Here is a 19,469-nt window from a genome sequence, read left to right on the forward strand (position 1 = left end):
TTTACGGCTTCTTGCAAGCGAAGAACCTCCTCTACCGTCCATGGGCCAGGCTTTCCGTGCAAGAGTCGATAGCGCCCACACGCATTGGTGAATTGCAGTAATTCTTCGCCTTGACAAAGAAAACTAAATAAAAGCAACCCTGAAAATATTATGTATATTTTCAGGGTTGAACGGCTAACTCAATGTCTCCAATAACACTGAACACTCTGAAATAAAACTGTTGGATGTTGCCTGTATGAAGGGCCATTATGATAACACACCATGAGAAGACTGCCGATAAATTTCATCGACAGCCCTTCTCTTCCAAGTAGTATACTCCTCAATCTTGTTCGCTGGACAATTCCTTGAGCGATTTGATTTTACCATGGGGATGCTGTTCTTGCTTTCGTGACTTCCATGCAGCTTCTTTCCTTCTCTTCTGGTGAGCCATAACAGATATCCTCCTTTGGAAATTGTGAATATATACTACTTCCTTAAGTTGTCATTTCTCGACTCTGTTCATTCATAAAATTAAATTCGTTGGGTTTTGTTTTTAGTTAACGGGCATCTCGTTAAAGAATGTGATATCGTCTATCGGCAGCCGAGTTGTCTGATGACCCGGTTGTGCCGCTTTACCGAGCGCAATCAGCATGATTGGAATGTATCGGTCACTAATACCGAACGATTGCTTAAGCTCGGCCGCATTATAGCCGCCCATCGCGACGGTATCGTAGCCGTGAGCACGTGCAACCAGCATAAGCTGCTGGGATACAATACCACCATCAATATGAATGACTTTATGAAGTGTTTCCTCTGGCAATGAAGCATACGTATGAATCGATCTTTCCACGAACGATTTGGCGGTATCTTCTGCTATATAGCCGTGTTTTACTGCTTCGCCGAAAACTTCATCGAGCTTCTTATATCCTTCCGTATCACCAAGCACAACGATCACCGCTGCAGCCTCAGTAACCTGGGATTGATTGTAGGCGATTGGCTGCAGTTTTGCTTTCAATTCCTCTGTCTCAATAACCAAGAAGCGCCAGGGCTGAACGTTACTCGAAGAAGGCGCAAGCGTCGCTTCTTTCAGAAGATCCTTAATCTCCTCGTGAGACAGACGAACCGATTTGTCGTAATGACGCACAGAGCGGCGCTCGCGGATGACATCGGCGAACAAGGCGGAGCTCTGACCAGTATGAGTTGAAGTTGACATTATGAATCCTCCTTTAAATAAATACTGTTTTTTATTCAGCACAGTTAAATCCAGACTAAGCGATTAGTCAAAGTTTGAAATCTATTAAAACGAAGTGCCTTGAAAAAATTCCAACAATATTTCCGCTTATGCGCACAGGTATAACTGTGTTCATTATCACACAGTATAACCTTAAAAATTAACGTTGCGCGCGGCTTGCGTTTAACTGTTGTTTATATTGCACAGTATAAAATCTAAGCAAGCCGCTGTCAACCGTCTTTTTTCCAGGTTCATCTAAAGCTTGGCTTCCAGTTGATTGGCGAGATCAGCAATCGTGTACTTGCTTAATACTCCACGTATGCTATCGTCCATTTCTTGGGTAATATCCTCAAGCGTAGATTTCATACATTTACCGAGCGGATGCGTGCCAGCTGTCTCGGTAATACCAAAGGAAAGCCTGCTGTCTGAACGGAATACATCGTACACATCAACTAGCCGTATAGACTCTGCCGGTTTCCTAAGGTGGTACCCGCCGTCACGGCCTTCCCGGGTTCCGATAAGCCCTTCCTTGGCGAGAACGGAAAGTATGCGGCGCAGCAAAGAAGGCTCCGACTGAAGATATTTGGCGAGTTCAATACTTGGACAAGCTATGCTTTTGTCCTCCTGCGACAATATAACAAGCGCTTGAACAGCCAGTCCAAACCACTTTGGGTGCTGAGTCGGTGTACAATACTCCTGCTTCAACCTTTACTCTCTCCTTCCAGCTTACTCTTAAGTAGTATGAGTAAATTGTACCGAATTCCCTAATATGCTGCAATAGACGAGCTTACATCCAATTTATATATTTAAATATGGTATTGACTTCTGTGCAACAGCTTCTTTGAAAGATGGAAAGCTTAACACATGATCTGCGGCTTCACGCAATTGATTTGTAGTCAAGCTTTCCATTTGTAACTTAATGTCTGCTCCCATATTGGCGACTTGCCCTGCGATGATCGGCTTGATCCGTGTTCCCAAATGCCTCAAAACAAAGCTTATAGAAGTCAATTGCTTGGTTAAAGACTGTCTTGTTTATTATTCTTTTATTGTTTGTAAGCTGGCAGCTCATGCAACAAAAAAAACCGCCAACTTGGCGGCTTTGTGTACAGAAAAAGCTTGTTTTCGTACTGAACATTGTTGACTAACGTTAAATACTCATGGTTTACTGGATGACTGTTTGTTGGATGAATCGCTATAAACCGAGCTTAACTTTGATGTCGCCCTAATACCATTGGGACCTTCAATGATAATACGACCTTGTTCCGTTAAGCTTGATCCTTGCCAGTCAGTAGTCATATCCAGATAATCAAGACCCGGACTGTTTCCTTTCCAAGACCATGCAAGATAACCGACTCCCTTTTGCTCAGCGTAACTCATAATGGTAGCCTCATCCACATCACCGCTCGTATGCTTAATGCCGAATTCTCCAATCAGCAGAGCTAGGTTTTTATTCAGTACATTATCCATATTGCTCTTTACTGTGGCGGCATTACCTCCGGCATATTCGTACATATGAATGGAGAACATCGTATTTTTAAGCGGATCTGCATTAAAGACTTCTTTTCCGTAGTCAAAAATAGATTGCGGATACTGTCCCCATCCTGCACCATCAACAATGATTGTGTTTTTGATGCCAGCATTTCTGAGCTTAGGTATAACAGACTTATAACCTTGCGCCCAGCCTCCGCCATCCCAAGTTCCATACCATTCGTTCGCGATATTGAGGATGACGGTGCTTTCTTTTCCAATGAGTGCACTTTTCATTTCAATCCAGTAATTAGTAATATTATCCAATACAGTAGCGCTGTCAGACCCTGTGCCATCATGTACTTCTAGAACAACGACCAATTTGTTCTGCTCTGATAAAGTGATTAAATTTTGTATCGCAGACAGATCATCTTTTGTCCATTGCTGACCATCCGACAGTACGATTCTGATGGTGTTCGCTCCCGTTTTTGCAATGGCAGGGATCGCTACAGACTCTTGCCCCTTATACCAGGTATAAGCGTGATTGATTCCCCTCATAACAAACGGATTCCCCTTGGCATCGTAAAGCGTTGTTCCATTAATATAAAAACCTGTATTCTCCGTTGTAGAATTCGTCGTAACCTTTAGGACATTGCTTGCTGTTGAAATATTTCCTGCTGCATCCCTGGCTTTGACAGTGAAGCTGTATGTTGTATTGGCGCTAAGCCCTGTCACCGTATAACTTGTCGTGGGGGTTGAATCGACCAAAGTTGTTCCATTATACACATCATAGCTGGTGACATCGACATCGTCTGTTGATGCTGTCCATACAAGGCTTACCGAAGTGTTTGTTTTGGAGTAGCTTTTCAGGTTTGCTGGTGCTGTTGGTGCCGTTGTATCAGGGGTTGAGTCAACAAGCGTAAACTTCCATTTCTGCTGATCATTTCCGTTATCCGTCCATTGCTGCACATTTGCCCCGTCATTAGTATAACCTCCGATTACATCCAGCGCTTTACCGCTAGATTGTACAAGCAGCTTATAATATCCACCGCCGACGTCAATCATTTTCCATTTTTGATTAGTTAAATCGCTGTCTGTCCATTGCTGTACACTAGCCCCATCTTCTGAAGAGCCTCCGACCACTGTTAATGCTTTACCGCTGGATTGCACAATCAATTTATAATATCCATCGCCAACGTCAATGACTTTCCATCTTTGCCGAGCGCTACCGTTGTTCGTCCACTGCTGCACCTTCGCTCCATCGGCAGTTGAGTCTCCTGCTTCCAGATTTTTTCCGCTATGCTGTGCCGTTAGTTTATAAGTTTCACCTGAGACAATATTTGTGTCAGCTGCGCTGGTGGTAACATCAATCACATTGCTTGCATCTGACACATTACCTGCGGTATCTCTGGCTTTCACATAAAAGCTGTACGCCATGTTGGCTGTTAGACCGGTAACGATGAAGGATGTCGACGCACTGGATCCTACGAGGTCTGATCCTTTGTAGATGTCGTAGCTGGAAACACCTACATTATCTGTAGATTCCGTCCACTGCAAGCTTACTGTTGTATCTGATACCGAGGAACTAGTCAGGTTGGAGGGAGCTGTTGGAGGTGAGTTATCCTCCGGTTCATCAGCTGAATGCACTTCAAATTCCCAAAGGGAATATCCGTAGCTGGTAGCTCTTTCGATACCGTTCATTTTTACATATCTAGCGTCTGTTACTTCGAAAGATATCTTATCGATTCCTCCATCTCCAGTCGTGGTGGAATAGACGGTAGTCCAATGATCATCATCCGTCGATGTCTGAACTTGGTAGGACTTCGCATAAGCGGCTTCCCAGTTGAGCGTAACGCCATTGATTTTGGTGGTGCTACCAAGATCTACACTTATCCACTGCGGATCTGAATATTGTGAGGACCATCTAGTTTGCGGGTCACCATCAATCGCAAAATCAGCCGCTTTACTTGAATCTTCGACGGAGCTTGCGGTTGCCGATTGGGTAAGCCTAGCATTTTCGAAAGCGCTCACATTTTTGAACGGCAACATACTCATCAGCAGTCCAAACAAAATCAAGCATGTTATGGTTTTTTTCATTCCCAAGCCTCCTATTTACCATCATAAATAGCTAATTGGTTACCCCTGCATTCTCATAGATTTCAATTCCATTCTCCATCCCTGAGGCACGGTAAAGTCTTCTCCTTTCCGATCATAATTGGGACCAAAACAAACAAACGTAGAACAACCCTAAAGTAACCGCTTTCTTTTACAACTGCAATTATTTCGCTTTAATAGATTTTCTGTATCATTCCCAGTGATGAGATTTTATCAAAGCGACCTAAAGCATATATATTTTTGTTTTCCAGTACTATTCCTTGATGATTAAAAAGTTTTAAAATCTGTTTTCCTAACTCCATAGCATGGGTCCTAAAAGTGCAAAACAAGACAACTTTCTCCCAGCAGTTGTCTTGTCTAGTATTTTTATATTTGTATAATTGTCGATTCAACTCGTTATTCTCAAGATTGTAATCTTGTTTAACAGAAATATAAATCGCTACCCTTGAGCTTGAATATAGCCTCTATGAAAAAATAATCGCCGTAAATGATGGATTGATGATGAAGTGGTCTCTAGGTTCTTCGGCTGGAAAAAGATGGATCGGCAAGTTCGGAGCTTCTGTCTCCAGAGTCGGTAACTTGCCGCCATGACTCAGGCGCAGCCAGCCGTCTTCAGTCCATATACACTTCTGAATCGCTGTTTCCCTGCCGAGTGGATTCATTAAAGAAGTACCAGGAAAAAGCCGAGTACATATATGGGCCATATACCATTCCCCATGCTGCGTTTCGACCAGCGTCCCATGACCCGCCTGCCAGTAGAAAGATTAGATCTTCTAAACATCGCTTTGCCGGATGGAAGCCTCAACTTTGTAAAAATGCTATCTGCGTCTACTACGTGAGGGATGAATATAAAAACACTCCTTTCCGCTTCTTCAAGCTGGCCATGATTGAGCCGCAAAGTACGATGTTGAGATCAGTGAATTGCGAATTTACGGTCAACGTCATGAATTTTAAGTAAAGTGCCCCACACCAAACAATCCTCTACCTATTTGGTAGAGGATTGATGTTTCTAGACTTCCTATTATGTATCTGTGCGCACATCATCCCAATCCTGTCCCATGTAACTGGTGAGCCATTTAAGCACACGATGACGTTCATACACTACACCATCATCCAGATTTCCAGGGGCTGGCTGTTTATGAATGCGGCTATCCACACACATCCAATCGTAACGACAAATTAAATCCGCTTCATCTAAAATTTCCTTGCTGCTGCGCAGTCTTGAGCTTGACAGAAAAGCCTCAAATGAGTCGAATTGCTGCAGCTTTGAAACAGACAACGGCACGTCGCAAATCCCAGTTGGGTCACCTAGCTTCTCAAGATGGCCCAAAGCCCATAACAGAGTCCAAAAGCCTTCATAACGCCAGGAGAACTGGATGCCCTCCGACTCATCGACATCATCATTGGATAAGAACCTCTTCTCTTCCGGTGAAAAGAAACGGTCCGCGCCATACTGATCAGTCACTTGATTTATCATCCGTTTCGTATCATCCTTGCTTTCGCCCGCACCGATACACTCGCCTTTCAGTGCTACAATACACAAAGCAACGGCACGGCCAGCCACTTCCTTGAGAGAACGGATGCTGTCTGCGGCTTCATCTCCTAGCCTGCCTGGGATCGGCGGCATTTGCGTAAAGCCTTGATCGACCAATTTCTTTTCCGACCGCAGCTTCCGCTCCATCCCGGATTCGCTAATTGGGTCCTCTCCGTGCAAATAACTGACATGAGCAGTAACTGTATAATCTTCCACTTCCGAACGCCCATTGACATCTAATAACAGACTTCCATCAGGTGCAAGCAAATTACCGCCACCCCAGAACATCAGCCCGTCCAACGAATTTATGATATCAAGTAATTCGGCAAAAAAGGCTTCAGATATATCCTCCTCGGTCTCCACACCAATCACCATATTTAGCGTACTCATCTTGATCAGCAACTTTTGCTGCAACTGTTCGTTTTCAGCAGGAATCTGACTGAAAAAATTTATCATTCCGTTAAGCATGGAGGCAAACTCCTCCGGATTCGTTTTGCTGGTCATTATGTTAAAGCCTTTGACTTTCTTATTAAACCAGCCCTTGCTTTTGACCTCAACTCTAGTTTTGCTTTCATTCACGTGTATCTTGTTATTGGGATAAATCGACTCTAATAGTCTCTCAACCTGATCCAGATCAAAGGTGGAGCTGTATAGCGCACAATTTCTCATGATGACCTCCTTATGGCAACACTACGAATAGTCCATGTTTGTTACTTGCTCGATTCAATTAACTCTGCAAAAGCCGATGCAGTAATGCCTCTCCCTCATTCTCAAACCTTCGCTGTTCCTTCAGGAATCCAGGAACATCTTGTAGCCGGGAAGGTCTGTACCCAGGACCGTCACATCCGCAGGAATGGTAAGAGTATCCGTTTTGGTACAAAAGCTCTACCTTTTTCCACTGCTTGATATCCGTTTGCTTCGGGGCCTGAAAATCATGCCCCATGTCATGCATGGGCGTCTGGCATTGCGGACAGACATGGACAATCCCCTCATATTCTTCCTTTGGAATCTCAAAGCGGGATGTTTGCTTATATACCTTCCTACAAGCAAAGCAGGCAAAGATATCTTTGTATGGACCGTACATTGCATATCTACACATATTTTCACCCTCTTCAAAAATTGCAATTGGTCTAATATTTTTCGCTCACAATTTAGCAATCTATAAATCTATTATTTTTGAAAATTTAAAAATACATTCACATCACCGTAGTATTAAGAGTACATAGATGTCAAGCTGATGTTTCTTTTATATTAGAACGACACTATAGAACTAATCAAGTTAAAAGGTCCATTCTAGCGCATTCCTCGCAGTAGTGATGTTATTTTTATAGCATTAAGATCTTGTTCAAGGCGCAAAATTATGTAGCATGATGTTTCAAAATTTAACTAAGAAGACTCCAAAGCCGCAGTCAAAGCAGAGCTGGAGCCTTCTTTTTTATAGTAATTAATATCAAATCAGAATGCGCAAATCCCCAGACCGACTTTTGGGACAGCCCCTCCAGTCTTATAATTCTTGTATGCTGCAGGTCAGCTTCAGGCTGGTACTTGTTTTATACATCTAACGTATATAAGGGTAGGTTTTCCGGTAAAGCCGCCGGGCGCTGACATGTACTCTGCATCGTATAAAAGGTCTGCTGATCGGAAGAATCATGGAACGCCCACATCGCTTCCAGCACATGGTAGGCCAGTTCCCCGCTGGCGCGGTGAGGTCGTCCGTTGCGGATAGCATAGGCCATATCAGCAACTCCGATACCCCGTGTATTTTCCTGGTAACCTGGCAGCAGCGGTACCTCTGTCCAATTGTGCTCGCCTAGCAGCCTGAAGCGAACTGGCCCTCCGAATGTGTTCGGGTCAGGTACCTGCAACGTGCCATGCGTACCATACACCTCGATCGGTGGCAGAGTGCTACCTCCAAAAATGTCAAAGCTGGTAATCAGCGTACCGACAGCTCCCTGCTTGAAGCGCAACAATCCAGCCACATGGGTCGGAATATCGACTGGGATAGTCTGGCCTCTCTTTTTCTCGCTCGTAATCGTTCGCTGATCCATCGCCTTGCTGGTCATGCCCGAAATGGTGGCAATCGGTCCCAGCAATTGCACCAGAGCTGTCAAATAATAAGGGCCCATATCAAACATCGGGCCACCGCCGTCTGCATAATAAAATTCAGGATCGGGATGCCAATGTTCATGTCCACGGCTCATCATGAAAGCCGTAGCAGCAACCGGATTCCCAATGACTCCGTCTTCAATCAACTTCAATGATGTCTGTATACCGGAGCCGAAGAAGGTCTCCGGTGCGCAGCCAACAAGTAGTCCCTTTTGATGAGCAAGATCCAAGACAGCCTGGCCCTGCTTACGAGTGACGGCAAGTGGCTTCTCCACATAGACATGCTTGCCAGCCTCAAGAGCTCTGAGACACACCTCGGCGTGAACGGCCGGAATGGTCAAATTAATGATGAGTTCGATCTGCGGATCAGCCAAAATCTCATCTACCGAATATACGTTCGGAACGTTGAACGCTATCGCCTGCTCCTCTGCCCGACTTTGGTCCAGATCCGCTACTGCGAACAGCTCCAGAATGTCGAAACGATGGCAATTTTCCATATAAATTCCGCTAATTTTACCGCAACCGATAATGCCCACTTTCATTTTTTTCATGCCTGGACTCCCTTCTCCTTCAGAAAAAATGGATAATGGCATTCTTTTATTACATCGGATACTATCCTGTTCACGCTACTGTTGCTGGTTGTCTGCCATACCCGTGTATGCCTCTGCCAGCGAGCTACCTCGGCTGGTCGCAGCCTGTTTGCCTGCCGCAGTCCACAGGAATCCGCTGCGCATCATCTCGGTCACTTGAGGAATTTCTATGATATCTGCGTGATGACCTAGCGAATTGTAGAACACGCGGCCGTTTCCCCACCGCTTTGTCCATACAACGGGCATATCCACTGGCCCATTGGCCGAATGAGGTCCCGGAACGACCGGGAAGCGTGTGGTTGCCAGCACCTCAACCGCAGGGTCTACATGGAGGTAGTACTGCTCGCTTATGACCTGAAAATCCTCAATATGGTCCAACAGCGGGCTCGATCCACGCTTTATGTTTACCATGTACTCCACCCCATCATTGCCGGGATGTGCAACCCATTGCCCACCTGTCATGAATTGCCAGTCCACGTTGTTTCGAAAGGCATCACACATGCCACCGTGACAGCCTGCCAGACCTACGCCGCTTTGAACCGCTGCTGAGACATTATTGATCAGTTCCTGCTCAATCTGTCCCATGGTCCACATGGGAACGATCAGGTCCAGGCCAAGCAGTTTCTCCGCATCCTGATACGCTTCAAGGGTACTGGACACCTCCACCTCAAACCCTTCTTCCTTCAGAATGCGTTCAAAAATGGCCGCCACCTGCTCCGGTTCATGTCCGTTCCATCCACCCCATACAATCAGTGCCTTGCGCATCTGTAATCCACTCACCTTTCGGAATGTGTTGTTAACCTACATTTCTTCAATGGATACCCAACGGCGTTCCTTTATAGATCGTTCTACTGCTTCAAGCACGGCCTGGCAAGCGACCCCGTCATGAAAGTTTGGTGAAGGTTGCCGTCCTTCGGAGATAGCACTCAACATCTCTAGCATCTCGTGGGTGAAGGTATGCTCGAATCCAATTGTATGTCCTGCAGGCCACCAGGCTTCGGAATACTTGTGTGCCGGATCGGTGGCGAGCACGCGGCGGAAGCCTTGAACACCTTCCTCATCCTGTGTGAAATACACTTCCAGCTCATTCATTCGCTCAAAGTCAAACCGTACACTGCCCAGACTACCGTTGATTTCGAATGAATTTGTGCTCCGATGTCCGGCTGCAAAGCGTGTGGCCTCAAAGCTGCCCAGCGCACCTCCAGCAAAGCGTGCTAGGAACAACGTGGCATCATCAACCGTCACTTCTCCCATCGGTGCATTGGCCTCGGTACTCCTTTTGGAGCTCAATCCGCTCATCTCCGTAGCCAGCGGACGCTGTTTGATGAACGTCTCGCTCATGCCGATGACTTCGTGAAACTCGCCGACCAGAAACCGAGCGAGATCAATCAAATGGGCGCCAAGATCACCATGAGAGCCAGAACCGGCCACTTCTTTTTGCAACCGCCATACCAGCGGAAAGGACGGGTCCATAATCCAGTCTTGAAGGAAAAAGGCGCGAAAATGATAAATCTTGCCCAGGCGACCGCTTTCGACGAGCTGCTTCGCCAGCTGGACAGCCGGAGAAAAGCGGTAGTTGAAGCCAATCATATGGTTGACCCCTGCTTTCTCTGCTGCTTGCAGCATGTCACGGGAATCCGCCAATGAAAGCGCAAGCGGCTTCTCACAAAACAGATGCTTGCCATGGAGGGCAGCCTCAATGACAATTTCCCTATGGGCATTACTCGGGGCGTTAATGTCAACAAGATCAATATCGCTACGTTTCACTAGATCACGCCAATTCGTAACACTTTCGCTCCAGCCGAACTGGCGGGCAGCTGCCTGAACCCCCTGCTCGTTACGTCCACAGATAACGGACATCTCTGGTTGCAGCGGGGCATCCGGGAAAAACATGGGTAGACTACGGTAAGCGTTGCTGTGAGCCTTGCCCATAAATTTGTAGCCAACCATTCCAATACGAAGACGGTTAGACATGTCGTGATCCTCCTTATGGGTATGAGTTTCAACGAATTATTGATGAATGATGTTATTGACGAATGGATGACGCCCTAATAATCAGCTCTGTGGACAGGAGTTCTCTGATTAAGTCGCACCCAGTCAGTTCCAGAGCCGGAGTGAGATCCTGAGAATCGGGTATAAGCTTCGAGGCTGCAAGTTCCCCCATCTCATAAAATGGAACACGGACACTGCTTAGTGGCGGAACAGCCATCTCAGCTGCATCCGAGTCATCATAGCCTACAAACGCTGGAAACCGCTCAACTGCCAGCCCGCGCTCACGGAGACCCTGCATTACACCGAGGGCCATCCGGTCGTTCGCCGCAAATACGGCATCAATATCATCTAATTTGTCTGCGATTGTAGCCGACGCTTCGAGCCCGCTTCGACGACTGTAATTACCTTCCAGAATCAGCTCATGGTCATATTCAATACCAGCCTCCTGAAGCGCGATGAGATAACCCTTCAATCGCTCAGTACTGTTGGAATAGATATCCGGACCGTTGAGAAAGGCTATCCGCTTGCATCCCTGCTCAATGAGATGACTTACAGCCGCCCGGCTTCCTTCTACATGGTCTGCATCCACTTCACAGAACGACTGCCCTTCAAAATGGTGATTCATGACACAGAACGGTCGCCCCTCTTGCTGAAGTCTCTTCAGAGCCTCCACCTCATCGTGCTCATCCCTTGCTCCAAGGATGATACAACTGTCGACCTTTTGCTGACGGAAAAGACTGCTGTAGTCCATCCGTTCGCCCGGTTTTCGGAATAATAGTAGTAGATCGAGCCCGCTGTCTCTGGCCTTGTTACCGATACCGCTCAGCATCTCGGAGAAAAAATAAGCAGAGAACAGGTGCGCCTTCGGGACATAAGGCATAACCACACCAAGATGGCCGCTTTTGCTTCGGGCAAAGTTGCGGGCCAATGCACTGGGAACATATCCAAGTTGATTGGCAACGTCCAGGACCCGTTTCCGCGTATCTTCCTTGATAGGACCGGTCGCGTTCAATACCCGAGACACCGTCGCTTCAGACACGCCAGCGAGTTCTGCTACTTCCTTGCGCGAAACGATATTGCCCACCTCCAATCATTTTATGTACGCGCGTACATTTTCTCATGCTGCTATACCTCTGTCAATCCCGAAAAGCGTGCCCTATTGATATATAGGCTTTTTTCTCCACAAATTCTCTCTAGGGCTTAAGCAGGCTAATCATTCCTACTCCTATCATCAGCACCGTAATTCCCACAAGTATAGCTAACCATTCATAAAGACTTTTCTTTTCCTTAAATATTAAAATGCTGCCGACACAAGCAATTGCAATGCTCGCTTGAGAGATCGGAAAACTAGCCGCCATGCCGATCAGACCGTTGGAAATAAATAGTGCTAGATTAGCAATGCTCCAAACCAATCCTGTAAACAAATTGCGAAGCACTGGAGAGAAGCGTAGCCGATGTTTGCCTTTCAAATTTATGACCAGGGCCGAGTATAACATCCCGAGCGATTGCGGCAGAATGACGGACAGCCCAGATATATTAAAGTACTGATTGATAACTACATAACTGCTTAACGCTAACCCGGAGCAAACCAGCATCATGATAATTCGTAACGGCATAGGCTTAGACAGCCCAGCAGACTTGCCCTGATAGCTGGTCAATAGAACTCCCGCTAAAATACACAGAAGAGAACCAACACCCATCCCATATTGGTAACCTGTTATCTATTCACCCAAGATAAGTGCGGCAAATAACGTCGTCCCTATCAACTGTAGACCGCAAATTACAGGAATGGCGATGGATACGCTTACTTTTTGGAAAGATCGAAAATGGAGTAATTGTCCAGCAGCCCAGAAAATACCGGATATAAAACTTACCACGAAAGAAATCGGTGCTAATGAGGCTGGATGATTGATATACACGCACAGGGCAAACAGCACAGCACCAATAACGGTACCTGTCAGCTGTTCTCGGGGACTGGCTTTAGTCATATACGCCAATATCGGCATGACTCCCCAGCCGACAGCTGGAATAAAGGTAGTTATGAAATCCACGTGCGGTTCTCCTCCCGTAAAAAGTATTCTTCCTACAATCGTTAAAAATACCATGCAGGAAAAAACCAATAATTTTACGATAGCAAAGAAAACCGCTTTCAAATACCAATATTTTTATAGATTAATATAGCAAAAACAAAGAAATTGTTCTCTATATGTGCCTATCCCACAATTTTATAGAATCAGATCCGATATATTTTCATGCTCTGAACTGGGATGTGTATCTACATCCTGAAACGTATTCTGGCCCATTCGCACCCTCCCCGTACTTTGCCCAATATAGAATCTATGTTTGTTAATTTATCAGTATAGCATAAGTTAAGGATGACAAATGCATAGAAAAAAGGGTGGATCTAACTATAAATTTTCTTTAAAGGTTTCTTTGTTTTTCCCATAATACGCTTTAAAAAAGTAATGTATTTTCTATCCCTGGCTTTGTTATGCTGAGTTCTATAATAACGCTTTCAACAGGACTGTTATATTTTGAAAGGGGCTATGTACATGGCTAGTATACAAGTTAACCCAAAGGAACGTACATTTCACTTAACGAACAAATACTGCAGTTACCTTTTCCGTGTCATGGAGAACGGGCAATTGGAGCATTTGTATTATGGCAAAAAAATGGAGTACCTAGGTCAATATGACCGTTTTATTGAACGAAGCTACCGCTCTGTGTCTGTCGGTGAGTTTGATGGTGACTTGGTAACATCATTGGAAAGCATCAAGCAGGAATTTCCTTCTTCGGGAAGTGGAGACTTTAGAGAACCAGCAGTTGAGATCATACAGGAGGACGGTTCTCATGTCATGGAGTTCATCTTTGACCGTTACGAGGTCATCACGGAGAAACCTAAAATCCCCCATCTCCCTGCTACGTTTTGTAATGAAGCAGATGAAGCAGAGACACTCCTGATCACGCTGACCGATTCCCTTACAGGAGCGGTTGCCGTGCTTGCATACACCATCTTCAGTGAACTGCCTGTAATCACGCGATCCGTATCCATAACGAATTCCGGAAATAGTGTTCTGAGAGTCAACCGTCTAATGAGCATGAGCCTTGATCTTCCTGACTCCGAATATGAAATTATTCATTTGTCGGGGGCATGGGGTAGGGAACGACATGTGGAGCGTACACCACTCAGACCAGGTGTTCAGTCCATTGGGAGCACACGAGGAATTAGTAGTCATATTCACAATCCATTCTTGGCGCTTGCCAAACCGGGATCTCAGGAACACCAAGGAGAAATATATGCAGTGAATCTTGTCTACAGCGGAAACTTTCTTGCCCAGGCGGAAGTGGACAGCTACTCAACTACCCGACTGAGCCTCGGTATTCATCCTGACAAATTCTGCTGGACTCTGAATCCTGGAGAATGTTTTTATTCGCCTGAAGCAGTTATGGTCTACTCACAGAGCGGTTTGAACGGCATGAGCCAGGCGTTCCATCGCCTGTACAATAAACACTTAATTCGTAGTAGCTGGGCTGAACGGGAACGACCTGTATTGATCAATAACTGGGAGGGTACCTACTTTGATTTTACCGAAAAGAAAATAGTGGATATGGCTAAAAAAGCAAGTGAACTAGGGATTGAGCTCTTTGTCTTGGATGACGGTTGGTTCGGTCAAAGAAACAATGATACCTCCTCACTCGGTGACTGGTTTGAAAATCGTGAAAAGCTACCGAACGGAATCTCAAATTTGGCAAAGAAGATCAATGAGCTTGGTATGAAATTCGGTCTTTGGTTTGAGCCGGAAATGGTTAACTCCGACTCTCATATTATGAGGGAACATCCGGATTGGGTTGTGGGAACACCCGGGCGTAAACGCAAGCATGGACGGCATCAGTATGTTCTTGATTATTCCCAACCGCCTGTTGTGGATTACCTGTTTAAGTTAATGGATGACGTGCTCTCTTCTGCTCATATCGAATATGTAAAATGGGATATGAATCGCTGCATTTCAGAAGCCTATTCATTATCTCTGGGCAAGGAAAGACAGGGCGAGTTTTTCCATCGTTACGTCCTAGGCGTGTATGCTTTATATGAGAAGCTGATTACCAAATACCCTGAGGTTTTGTTTGAGTCCTGTGCTTCCGGTGGAGGACGATTTGATCCAGGGATGCTTTATTATGCTCCGCAAACATGGACGAGCGACGATAGCGAAGCTATTGAACGTCTTAAGATTCAGTATGGCACTTCCATGGCCTATCCGCTTAGCAGCATGGGTGCTCATGTGTCAACCATTCCGAACCACCAGGTAGGCAGAACCGCACCGCTGCAAACCAGATCAAATGTCGCCTACTTCGGTGTATTCGGTTACGAACTTGATCCATTAGCTTTAACCGAGGAAGAGTGCAATATAATCAAAAAGCAAATACAACTGTATAAACGTCACCAACGATTAGTTACCCAGGGAACGTTTTACCGTCTGCTAAGTCCCTTTGAAAAAAATGAGACAGCTTGGATGACCGTTGATGCAGAACGTGAGCATGCTCTCGTCGGCTGGTACCAGGTACTCTCACGCCCTAATGCAGCTTATTCACGGCTAAAGCTCATCGGACTGGACGAAATGGCAGTATATTTCGTGGAAGAACTGGATCGACGTTTCACAGGCAGCGAGTTAATGAACATCGGACTTATACTCACCCCGCCTTATAAGGCTGACCAGGATTTCAATATTGCGGAGAAATATGATTTCTCATCTCAATTATTTACTCTAACTAAAGAGACTTCCTCGTGATTGAGATGTATAAGTTTCATTGAGAGATAGACTTTAGTTAGAACGCTATGATTGGTGCTATTGATCTTAAATACGTCATACCGGGTAAAATCATTTTCGTATAAATTCGATGATTTTACCTGGTACGACTCTCTGAAAAAAAGGTATTCCATCAATTCAATCTCCACAGCTATGAAGAATTAGATCATAGCTGTTCTTCTCTCCAACTCCTCCGTATATCTCATACTCATCAGCCTTGACTGCATGTCTAATCGCGCAATATACAGTGCTGTCTGGGTAGACATTATGTCCAGCAATAGAAGACAAGTTAATGATGTGTCCCGATTTGTGTTCCCGCATCGCAGGCAAATCAGCTGCAATTCCATACAAAATCCCTCTGCTGTTCATATCAATCATCATATTCCATTCATCAATTTGCTCTCGCCTAACTATTCGAATCAGACCATTGAGATTTCTAATCTCAAATCGCATTTGCCTAGGTTCAATTGTTTTGTGTCGGCATATGTTGTAACAAATAAAAAAAATAGAGGAGTGCTACTTGTGTACTACAATCTGGTACCTACGCTAACTCATTGCAGGCTTATGCACAATCGGGAGTCTTTTGTTAATGCACAAGCGACTCGGCAGGAACCGGATATGACGGGAATCTGGCGAGGCAACGATGGAAGCGTGTACTACATTCGGCATGATGACCCCCATGTCTGGTGGGCAGGATTTAGCGACAACGGCAGTGGGCAAAACTGGACACACGTGTTTCATGGAATTCGACAGATTGGACCAGAGGGAGTGGTAATCTCAGGAAATTGGGCCGATGTACCGCGTGGAAGGAACAAGAACAACGGTACCTTGGTCTTAACCCGTAGTGAAGACCAGTTGACCAAGGTATCCGGTGGAATTATCACAACTACATGGCAACGATGGTAAAGCAAGCTGCTGTTGTGGACTTATGCTGTAACGAATAATAAATTCAATAGAGGAGTGCAACCTATGTACTACAATCAGGTACCTACACTAACTCATTGGAGGCAACCTGCGTATGATTTGACAGGAACCTGGCAAGGCGACGATGGAGGCATATACTACATTCGGCACCTTAATAACAATAGGATCTGGTGGACAGGATTAAGCGACAACGGCAGTGGTCATAATTGGACCAATGTGTTGGAAGGGGAAGTGACTTATGATCCGACCGGGGCGGTGGAAGTCAGCGGACAATGGTATGATGTACCCCGTGGAACGAACAGGGGCAGCGGTATCTTGGGCTTTTCTGTACGACTTGGTGATCTCGTCAAAACATACCAAAGCAGTGGATTTGGTGCGAATATTTTGAGGAAAATATCATAGTTGGTTGAGGGCACCCGAAAACAGGTCCTTTTACGTTTAAGCCCTCACTTTTACCTTCCCTCCAGTGTACTTGTCCAATAATAGATGAACTTCGGGACGAGGATGGCCGAGCAAATTGGCATGCTTTTGGACCGGAAATTGTGAATCTGGGCAAAAAAAGAGTAGCAGACGTATCTATCTGCTACTCTCAAATCCATGAGTCAGAAGCAGCTCAAGCGAGTTGCTTCTTCAATTTCAGGTACAAGCATTAAAGATTGTGTTTATCGGGACCAAACACAAGATTGGCCGACTGTTTGGCCTTCTCAATGACATTCATGACCTTTTCGCTATGTTCAAGCATATCCGAGACTTTTTCCAAATCATTTTCTCGGATGATACGTTCGAATTCAACGAATTCGTCATACATACGATGCGAATGATCTTTTAGGTCCACCTGGATGGGCGTTTCCTTATTAGGAGTGTATTCAAAATAATCGCATATATTAGCTGAACTCGCCATGTGTACATAGCCTTTATTGCCTTGAATGTTCACTGCATTGGGTGCCGTACTGTCTTTTGAACCTATGCAAACACACTTAAAATCGCCGTAATCAAGCAGCAGTATGCCTGAAGTGTCAATTCCACGTTCCATGTTCGCCAAATATTCTACCTTCTTAGGGCTCCCGAAGAGGCCAACAACAAAATGAATATTGTATAAATTGATATCCATCAAGGCTCCGCCAGACATTTCCGGATTAAACGCAGGCTGGATTACTCCCGCTTTAAAAGCCTCATACCGGGATGAATATTGAGAATAGTTGCATTCAACTATTTTAATCTCGCCAAGTTTAGGCAGATACTCCTTTATGGACAAATAATTTTTCAAATATTGATTCGTAATAGCTTCCACCAATACCAGTTTTCTTTGCTGAGCAATTTCTTTTAGCTCTAGAAATTCATGCACATTGGATGTAAATGGCTTCTCACATATGACATGTTTACCACTCAGTAATGCTTCTTTGGCATATGAATAATGGAGATGATTAGGCAAACCAATATAGACAGTATCTACGTCGTTATTCCTCAGCATTTTGCTGTAATCCGAATAAATCTGAGAGATTCCATATCTATGTTGCCAAGCTAGTAATTTCTCTTCATGGCTAGGCCTAGAACAAATGGCCTTTAATAAGATCGTCGGGATTTCCTGAATAAAGCTCAATAGATCCCCTACGATCATTCCTGCTCCGACAATTCCCAATTTCATTCTAGTTACACTCCTCTATACCCTTCTCAAGTATTTCCATTGAAGTTATGGTTTCTTCATCTGTAATCGCTTTTTCTTTGCCGTGTATGATCGAATGATAGAGATCGTCATACACTCGGGCATAATCTCCTTTTTCAGAAACAACTTTTTCTTCATGGTACTGACCATCATCATCCAGGTACGTTAAAATGCCATAATGCTCAGGCTGGTCGATGCCAAAATCGGCGTGTCCCTTAGGTAGATAGTATAATTTAAGATGCTCCTCCTGACGATCCTTTGTCTGCTTTATAAAAACGCCTTTTTTGCCGTATACTACAAAACTCGGCCGCTCTTTTAAACGAAAAAAGCTGGATTTAATGGATACCTTGAGTGAGGGATAATAAAAATCCAGATCAAAATAGTCATTCATTCTTCCAGAACCGAGCAATTGGCGCACGTCGTAATGGATCGTGTCAGGTTTCCCAAAATAGGAAAGAACCTGGTCAATGGTATGAGCGCCATGTCCATAGAGGTAACTGTTATATTTGGAAAAATGAGAGGTGGAGTTGGGGGTTTCAGGGCGGTAATAATCAAAATGCATTTCCACCTCCAACAAATCACCGAGTTTTCCTGATTCAATGACCTTCTTGGTAGTGAGAAAATCCGAATCGTATCGTCTGTTTTGGTAGCACTGTATAATCAGATTTTTCTCTTTGGCATATTGGAAGATGGACACTGCTTCTTCTTTCGTTAACATAAAGGGTTTCTCAATAAGTACATTTTTTCCGTGGTCGAGTGCCATTTTCGCATAAGTGTAGTGGGATTCTACAGGTGTACAGACAACAATCAACTGAATTTCCTTATCGTTCATTAAAGATTCAAGATGATCTGTATACTGCACGCCAGGAATTTTCTCCCACTCCCCTTTATCTGGATTACGGGCGTAGATCGTCTTTACTTTCAAATGATCTCTGGTCAATGAAAAAGGCAGATGATACCGATTGGTGCTTTTGCCATTCCCAATATAACCGATGGTAAGCATATTAATTCCCCCTAGGCTCTTTTTCATTTATTATAGTAGAAGAACGTCGATCGTAAATAA

General features: G+C 44.9%; 16 protein-coding genes and 3 pseudogenes. 3 read left to right on the forward strand and 16 right to left on the reverse strand.

The window, feature by feature from the left end; genetic code table 11:
- Positions 1-319: 319 nt before the first annotated feature.
- From PPM_RS30080 to PPM_RS28580, 13 genes and pseudogenes are all read right to left on the reverse strand, one after another.
- Complete coding sequence (locus PPM_RS30080; RefSeq protein WP_014599788.1) at positions 320-430, reverse strand: DUF6254 family protein; 111 nt, start codon at positions 428-430, stop codon at positions 320-322.
- Between the two features lie 102 nt (positions 431-532).
- A complete protein-coding gene (locus PPM_RS12830; protein ID WP_013371315.1) occupies positions 533-1,192 on the reverse strand; it encodes a nitroreductase family protein in 660 nt (219 codons plus the stop codon).
- Positions 1,193-1,465: 273 nt separating this feature from the next.
- On the reverse strand, positions 1,466-1,915 hold the full coding sequence (locus PPM_RS12835) for an RrF2 family transcriptional regulator (protein ID WP_013371316.1): 450 nt from the start codon (positions 1,913-1,915) through the stop codon (positions 1,466-1,468).
- Between the two features lie 123 nt (positions 1,916-2,038).
- Positions 2,039-2,237: pseudogene (locus PPM_RS30085) on the reverse strand (hypothetical protein); the annotation flags it as partial.
- 128 nt (positions 2,238-2,365) lie between these two features.
- Positions 2,366-4,774: a cellulase family glycosylhydrolase gene (locus PPM_RS12840; protein ID WP_013371319.1), complete on the reverse strand. Its 2,409-nt coding sequence runs from the start codon at positions 4,772-4,774 to the stop codon at positions 2,366-2,368.
- 482 nt (positions 4,775-5,256) lie between these two features.
- A pseudogene (locus tag PPM_RS12845) lies at positions 5,257-5,538 on the reverse strand (family 43 glycosylhydrolase); the annotation flags it as partial.
- A 275-nt stretch (positions 5,539-5,813) separates the two neighbouring features.
- Positions 5,814-6,995 carry a DUF4272 domain-containing protein gene (locus PPM_RS12850; RefSeq protein WP_013371322.1) on the reverse strand — a complete coding sequence of 394 codons (1,182 nt, stop codon included), beginning with the start codon at positions 6,993-6,995 and terminating at the stop codon, positions 5,814-5,816.
- Positions 6,996-7,053: 58 nt separating this feature from the next.
- Positions 7,054-7,425: a hypothetical protein gene (locus tag PPM_RS12855; protein ID WP_014599790.1), complete on the reverse strand. Its 372-nt coding sequence runs from the start codon at positions 7,423-7,425 to the stop codon at positions 7,054-7,056.
- Positions 7,426-7,876: 451 nt separating this feature from the next.
- Entirely contained in the window at positions 7,877-8,983 is a 1,107-nt protein-coding gene (locus PPM_RS12860) for a Gfo/Idh/MocA family protein (protein ID WP_013371324.1), read from the reverse strand.
- A 75-nt stretch (positions 8,984-9,058) separates the two neighbouring features.
- Positions 9,059-9,787 carry a ThuA domain-containing protein gene (locus PPM_RS12865; RefSeq protein WP_013371325.1) on the reverse strand — a complete coding sequence of 243 codons (729 nt, stop codon included), beginning with the start codon at positions 9,785-9,787 and terminating at the stop codon, positions 9,059-9,061.
- A gap of 36 nt (positions 9,788-9,823) precedes the next feature.
- The gene (locus PPM_RS12870; RefSeq protein ID WP_013371326.1) at positions 9,824-10,996 is read right to left on the reverse strand and encodes a Gfo/Idh/MocA family protein; all 1,173 of its coding nucleotides are present in this window, start codon (positions 10,994-10,996) and stop codon (positions 9,824-9,826) included.
- Positions 10,997-11,048: 52 nt separating this feature from the next.
- Positions 11,049-12,104, reverse strand: a complete 1,056-nt coding sequence (locus PPM_RS12875) for a LacI family DNA-binding transcriptional regulator (RefSeq protein ID WP_014599791.1) — start codon at positions 12,102-12,104, stop codon at positions 11,049-11,051.
- A gap of 103 nt (positions 12,105-12,207) precedes the next feature.
- Positions 12,208-13,119: pseudogene (locus PPM_RS28580) on the reverse strand (GRP family sugar transporter).
- A gap of 447 nt (positions 13,120-13,566) precedes the next feature.
- Between PPM_RS28580 and PPM_RS12890 the strand changes: the two are divergent.
- Positions 13,567-15,801, forward strand: coding sequence for an alpha-galactosidase (locus tag PPM_RS12890; protein ID WP_014599794.1), 2,235 nt, complete (start codon positions 13,567-13,569; stop codon positions 15,799-15,801).
- A 156-nt stretch (positions 15,802-15,957) separates the two neighbouring features.
- On the opposite strand, the gene PPM_RS12895 is transcribed toward PPM_RS12890, so the two are convergent.
- Positions 15,958-16,272: an SDR family oxidoreductase gene (locus PPM_RS12895; protein WP_014599795.1), complete on the reverse strand. Its 315-nt coding sequence runs from the start codon at positions 16,270-16,272 to the stop codon at positions 15,958-15,960.
- A 69-nt stretch (positions 16,273-16,341) separates the two neighbouring features.
- Here PPM_RS12895 and PPM_RS12900 point away from each other — a divergent pair, with 69 nt between their 5' ends.
- Entirely contained in the window at positions 16,342-16,725 is a 384-nt protein-coding gene (locus PPM_RS12900) for a hypothetical protein (RefSeq protein ID WP_048481107.1), read from the forward strand.
- Between the two features lie 63 nt (positions 16,726-16,788).
- On the forward strand, positions 16,789-17,145 hold the full coding sequence (locus PPM_RS12905) for a hypothetical protein (RefSeq protein WP_014599796.1): 357 nt from the start codon (positions 16,789-16,791) through the stop codon (positions 17,143-17,145).
- A gap of 247 nt (positions 17,146-17,392) precedes the next feature.
- Here PPM_RS12905 and PPM_RS12910 read toward each other — a convergent pair whose 3' ends face one another.
- Together PPM_RS12910 and PPM_RS12915 are read right to left on the reverse strand one after the other, a co-directional pair.
- Positions 17,393-18,388, reverse strand: a complete 996-nt coding sequence (locus PPM_RS12910; protein WP_013371331.1) for a Gfo/Idh/MocA family protein — start codon at positions 18,386-18,388, stop codon at positions 17,393-17,395.
- A 1-nt stretch (position 18,389) separates the two neighbouring features.
- Positions 18,390-19,409, reverse strand: a complete 1,020-nt coding sequence (locus PPM_RS12915) for a Gfo/Idh/MocA family oxidoreductase (RefSeq protein ID WP_013371332.1) — start codon at positions 19,407-19,409, stop codon at positions 18,390-18,392.
- Positions 19,410-19,469 lie beyond the last annotated feature (60 nt).

This window comes from Paenibacillus polymyxa M1 (assembly GCF_000237325.1).
In the GTDB taxonomy this organism is placed as follows: domain Bacteria; phylum Bacillota; class Bacilli; order Paenibacillales; family Paenibacillaceae; genus Paenibacillus; species Paenibacillus polymyxa_C.

Coding starts and splice junctions, on each gene's coding strand:
- PPM_RS30080 (WP_014599788.1), bottom strand. CDS start 430: ATGGCTCACCAGAAGAGAAGGAAAGAAGCTGCATGGAAGTCACGAAAG.
- PPM_RS12830 (WP_013371315.1), bottom strand. CDS start 1,192: ATGTCAACTTCAACTCATACTGGTCAGAGCTCCGCCTTGTTCGCCGAT.
- PPM_RS12840 (WP_013371319.1), bottom strand. CDS start 4,774: ATGAAAAAAACCATAACATGCTTGATTTTGTTTGGACTGCTGATGAGT.
- PPM_RS12850 (WP_013371322.1), bottom strand. CDS start 6,995: ATGAGAAATTGTGCGCTATACAGCTCCACCTTTGATCTGGATCAGGTT.
- PPM_RS12855 (WP_014599790.1), bottom strand. CDS start 7,425: ATGTGTAGATATGCAATGTACGGTCCATACAAAGATATCTTTGCCTGC.
- PPM_RS12860 (WP_013371324.1), bottom strand. CDS start 8,983: ATGAAAAAAATGAAAGTGGGCATTATCGGTTGCGGTAAAATTAGCGGA.
- PPM_RS12865 (WP_013371325.1), bottom strand. CDS start 9,787: ATGCGCAAGGCACTGATTGTATGGGGTGGATGGAACGGACATGAACCG.
- PPM_RS12870 (WP_013371326.1), bottom strand. CDS start 10,996: ATGTCTAACCGTCTTCGTATTGGAATGGTTGGCTACAAATTTATGGGC.
- PPM_RS12890 (WP_014599794.1), top strand. CDS start 13,567: ATGGCTAGTATACAAGTTAACCCAAAGGAACGTACATTTCACTTAACG.
- PPM_RS12895 (WP_014599795.1), bottom strand. CDS start 16,272: ATGCGATTTGAGATTAGAAATCTCAATGGTCTGATTCGAATAGTTAGG.
- PPM_RS12905 (WP_014599796.1), top strand. CDS start 16,789: ATGTACTACAATCAGGTACCTACACTAACTCATTGGAGGCAACCTGCG.
- PPM_RS12910 (WP_013371331.1), bottom strand. CDS start 18,388: ATGAAATTGGGAATTGTCGGAGCAGGAATGATCGTAGGGGATCTATTG.
- PPM_RS12915 (WP_013371332.1), bottom strand. CDS start 19,409: ATGCTTACCATCGGTTATATTGGGAATGGCAAAAGCACCAATCGGTAT.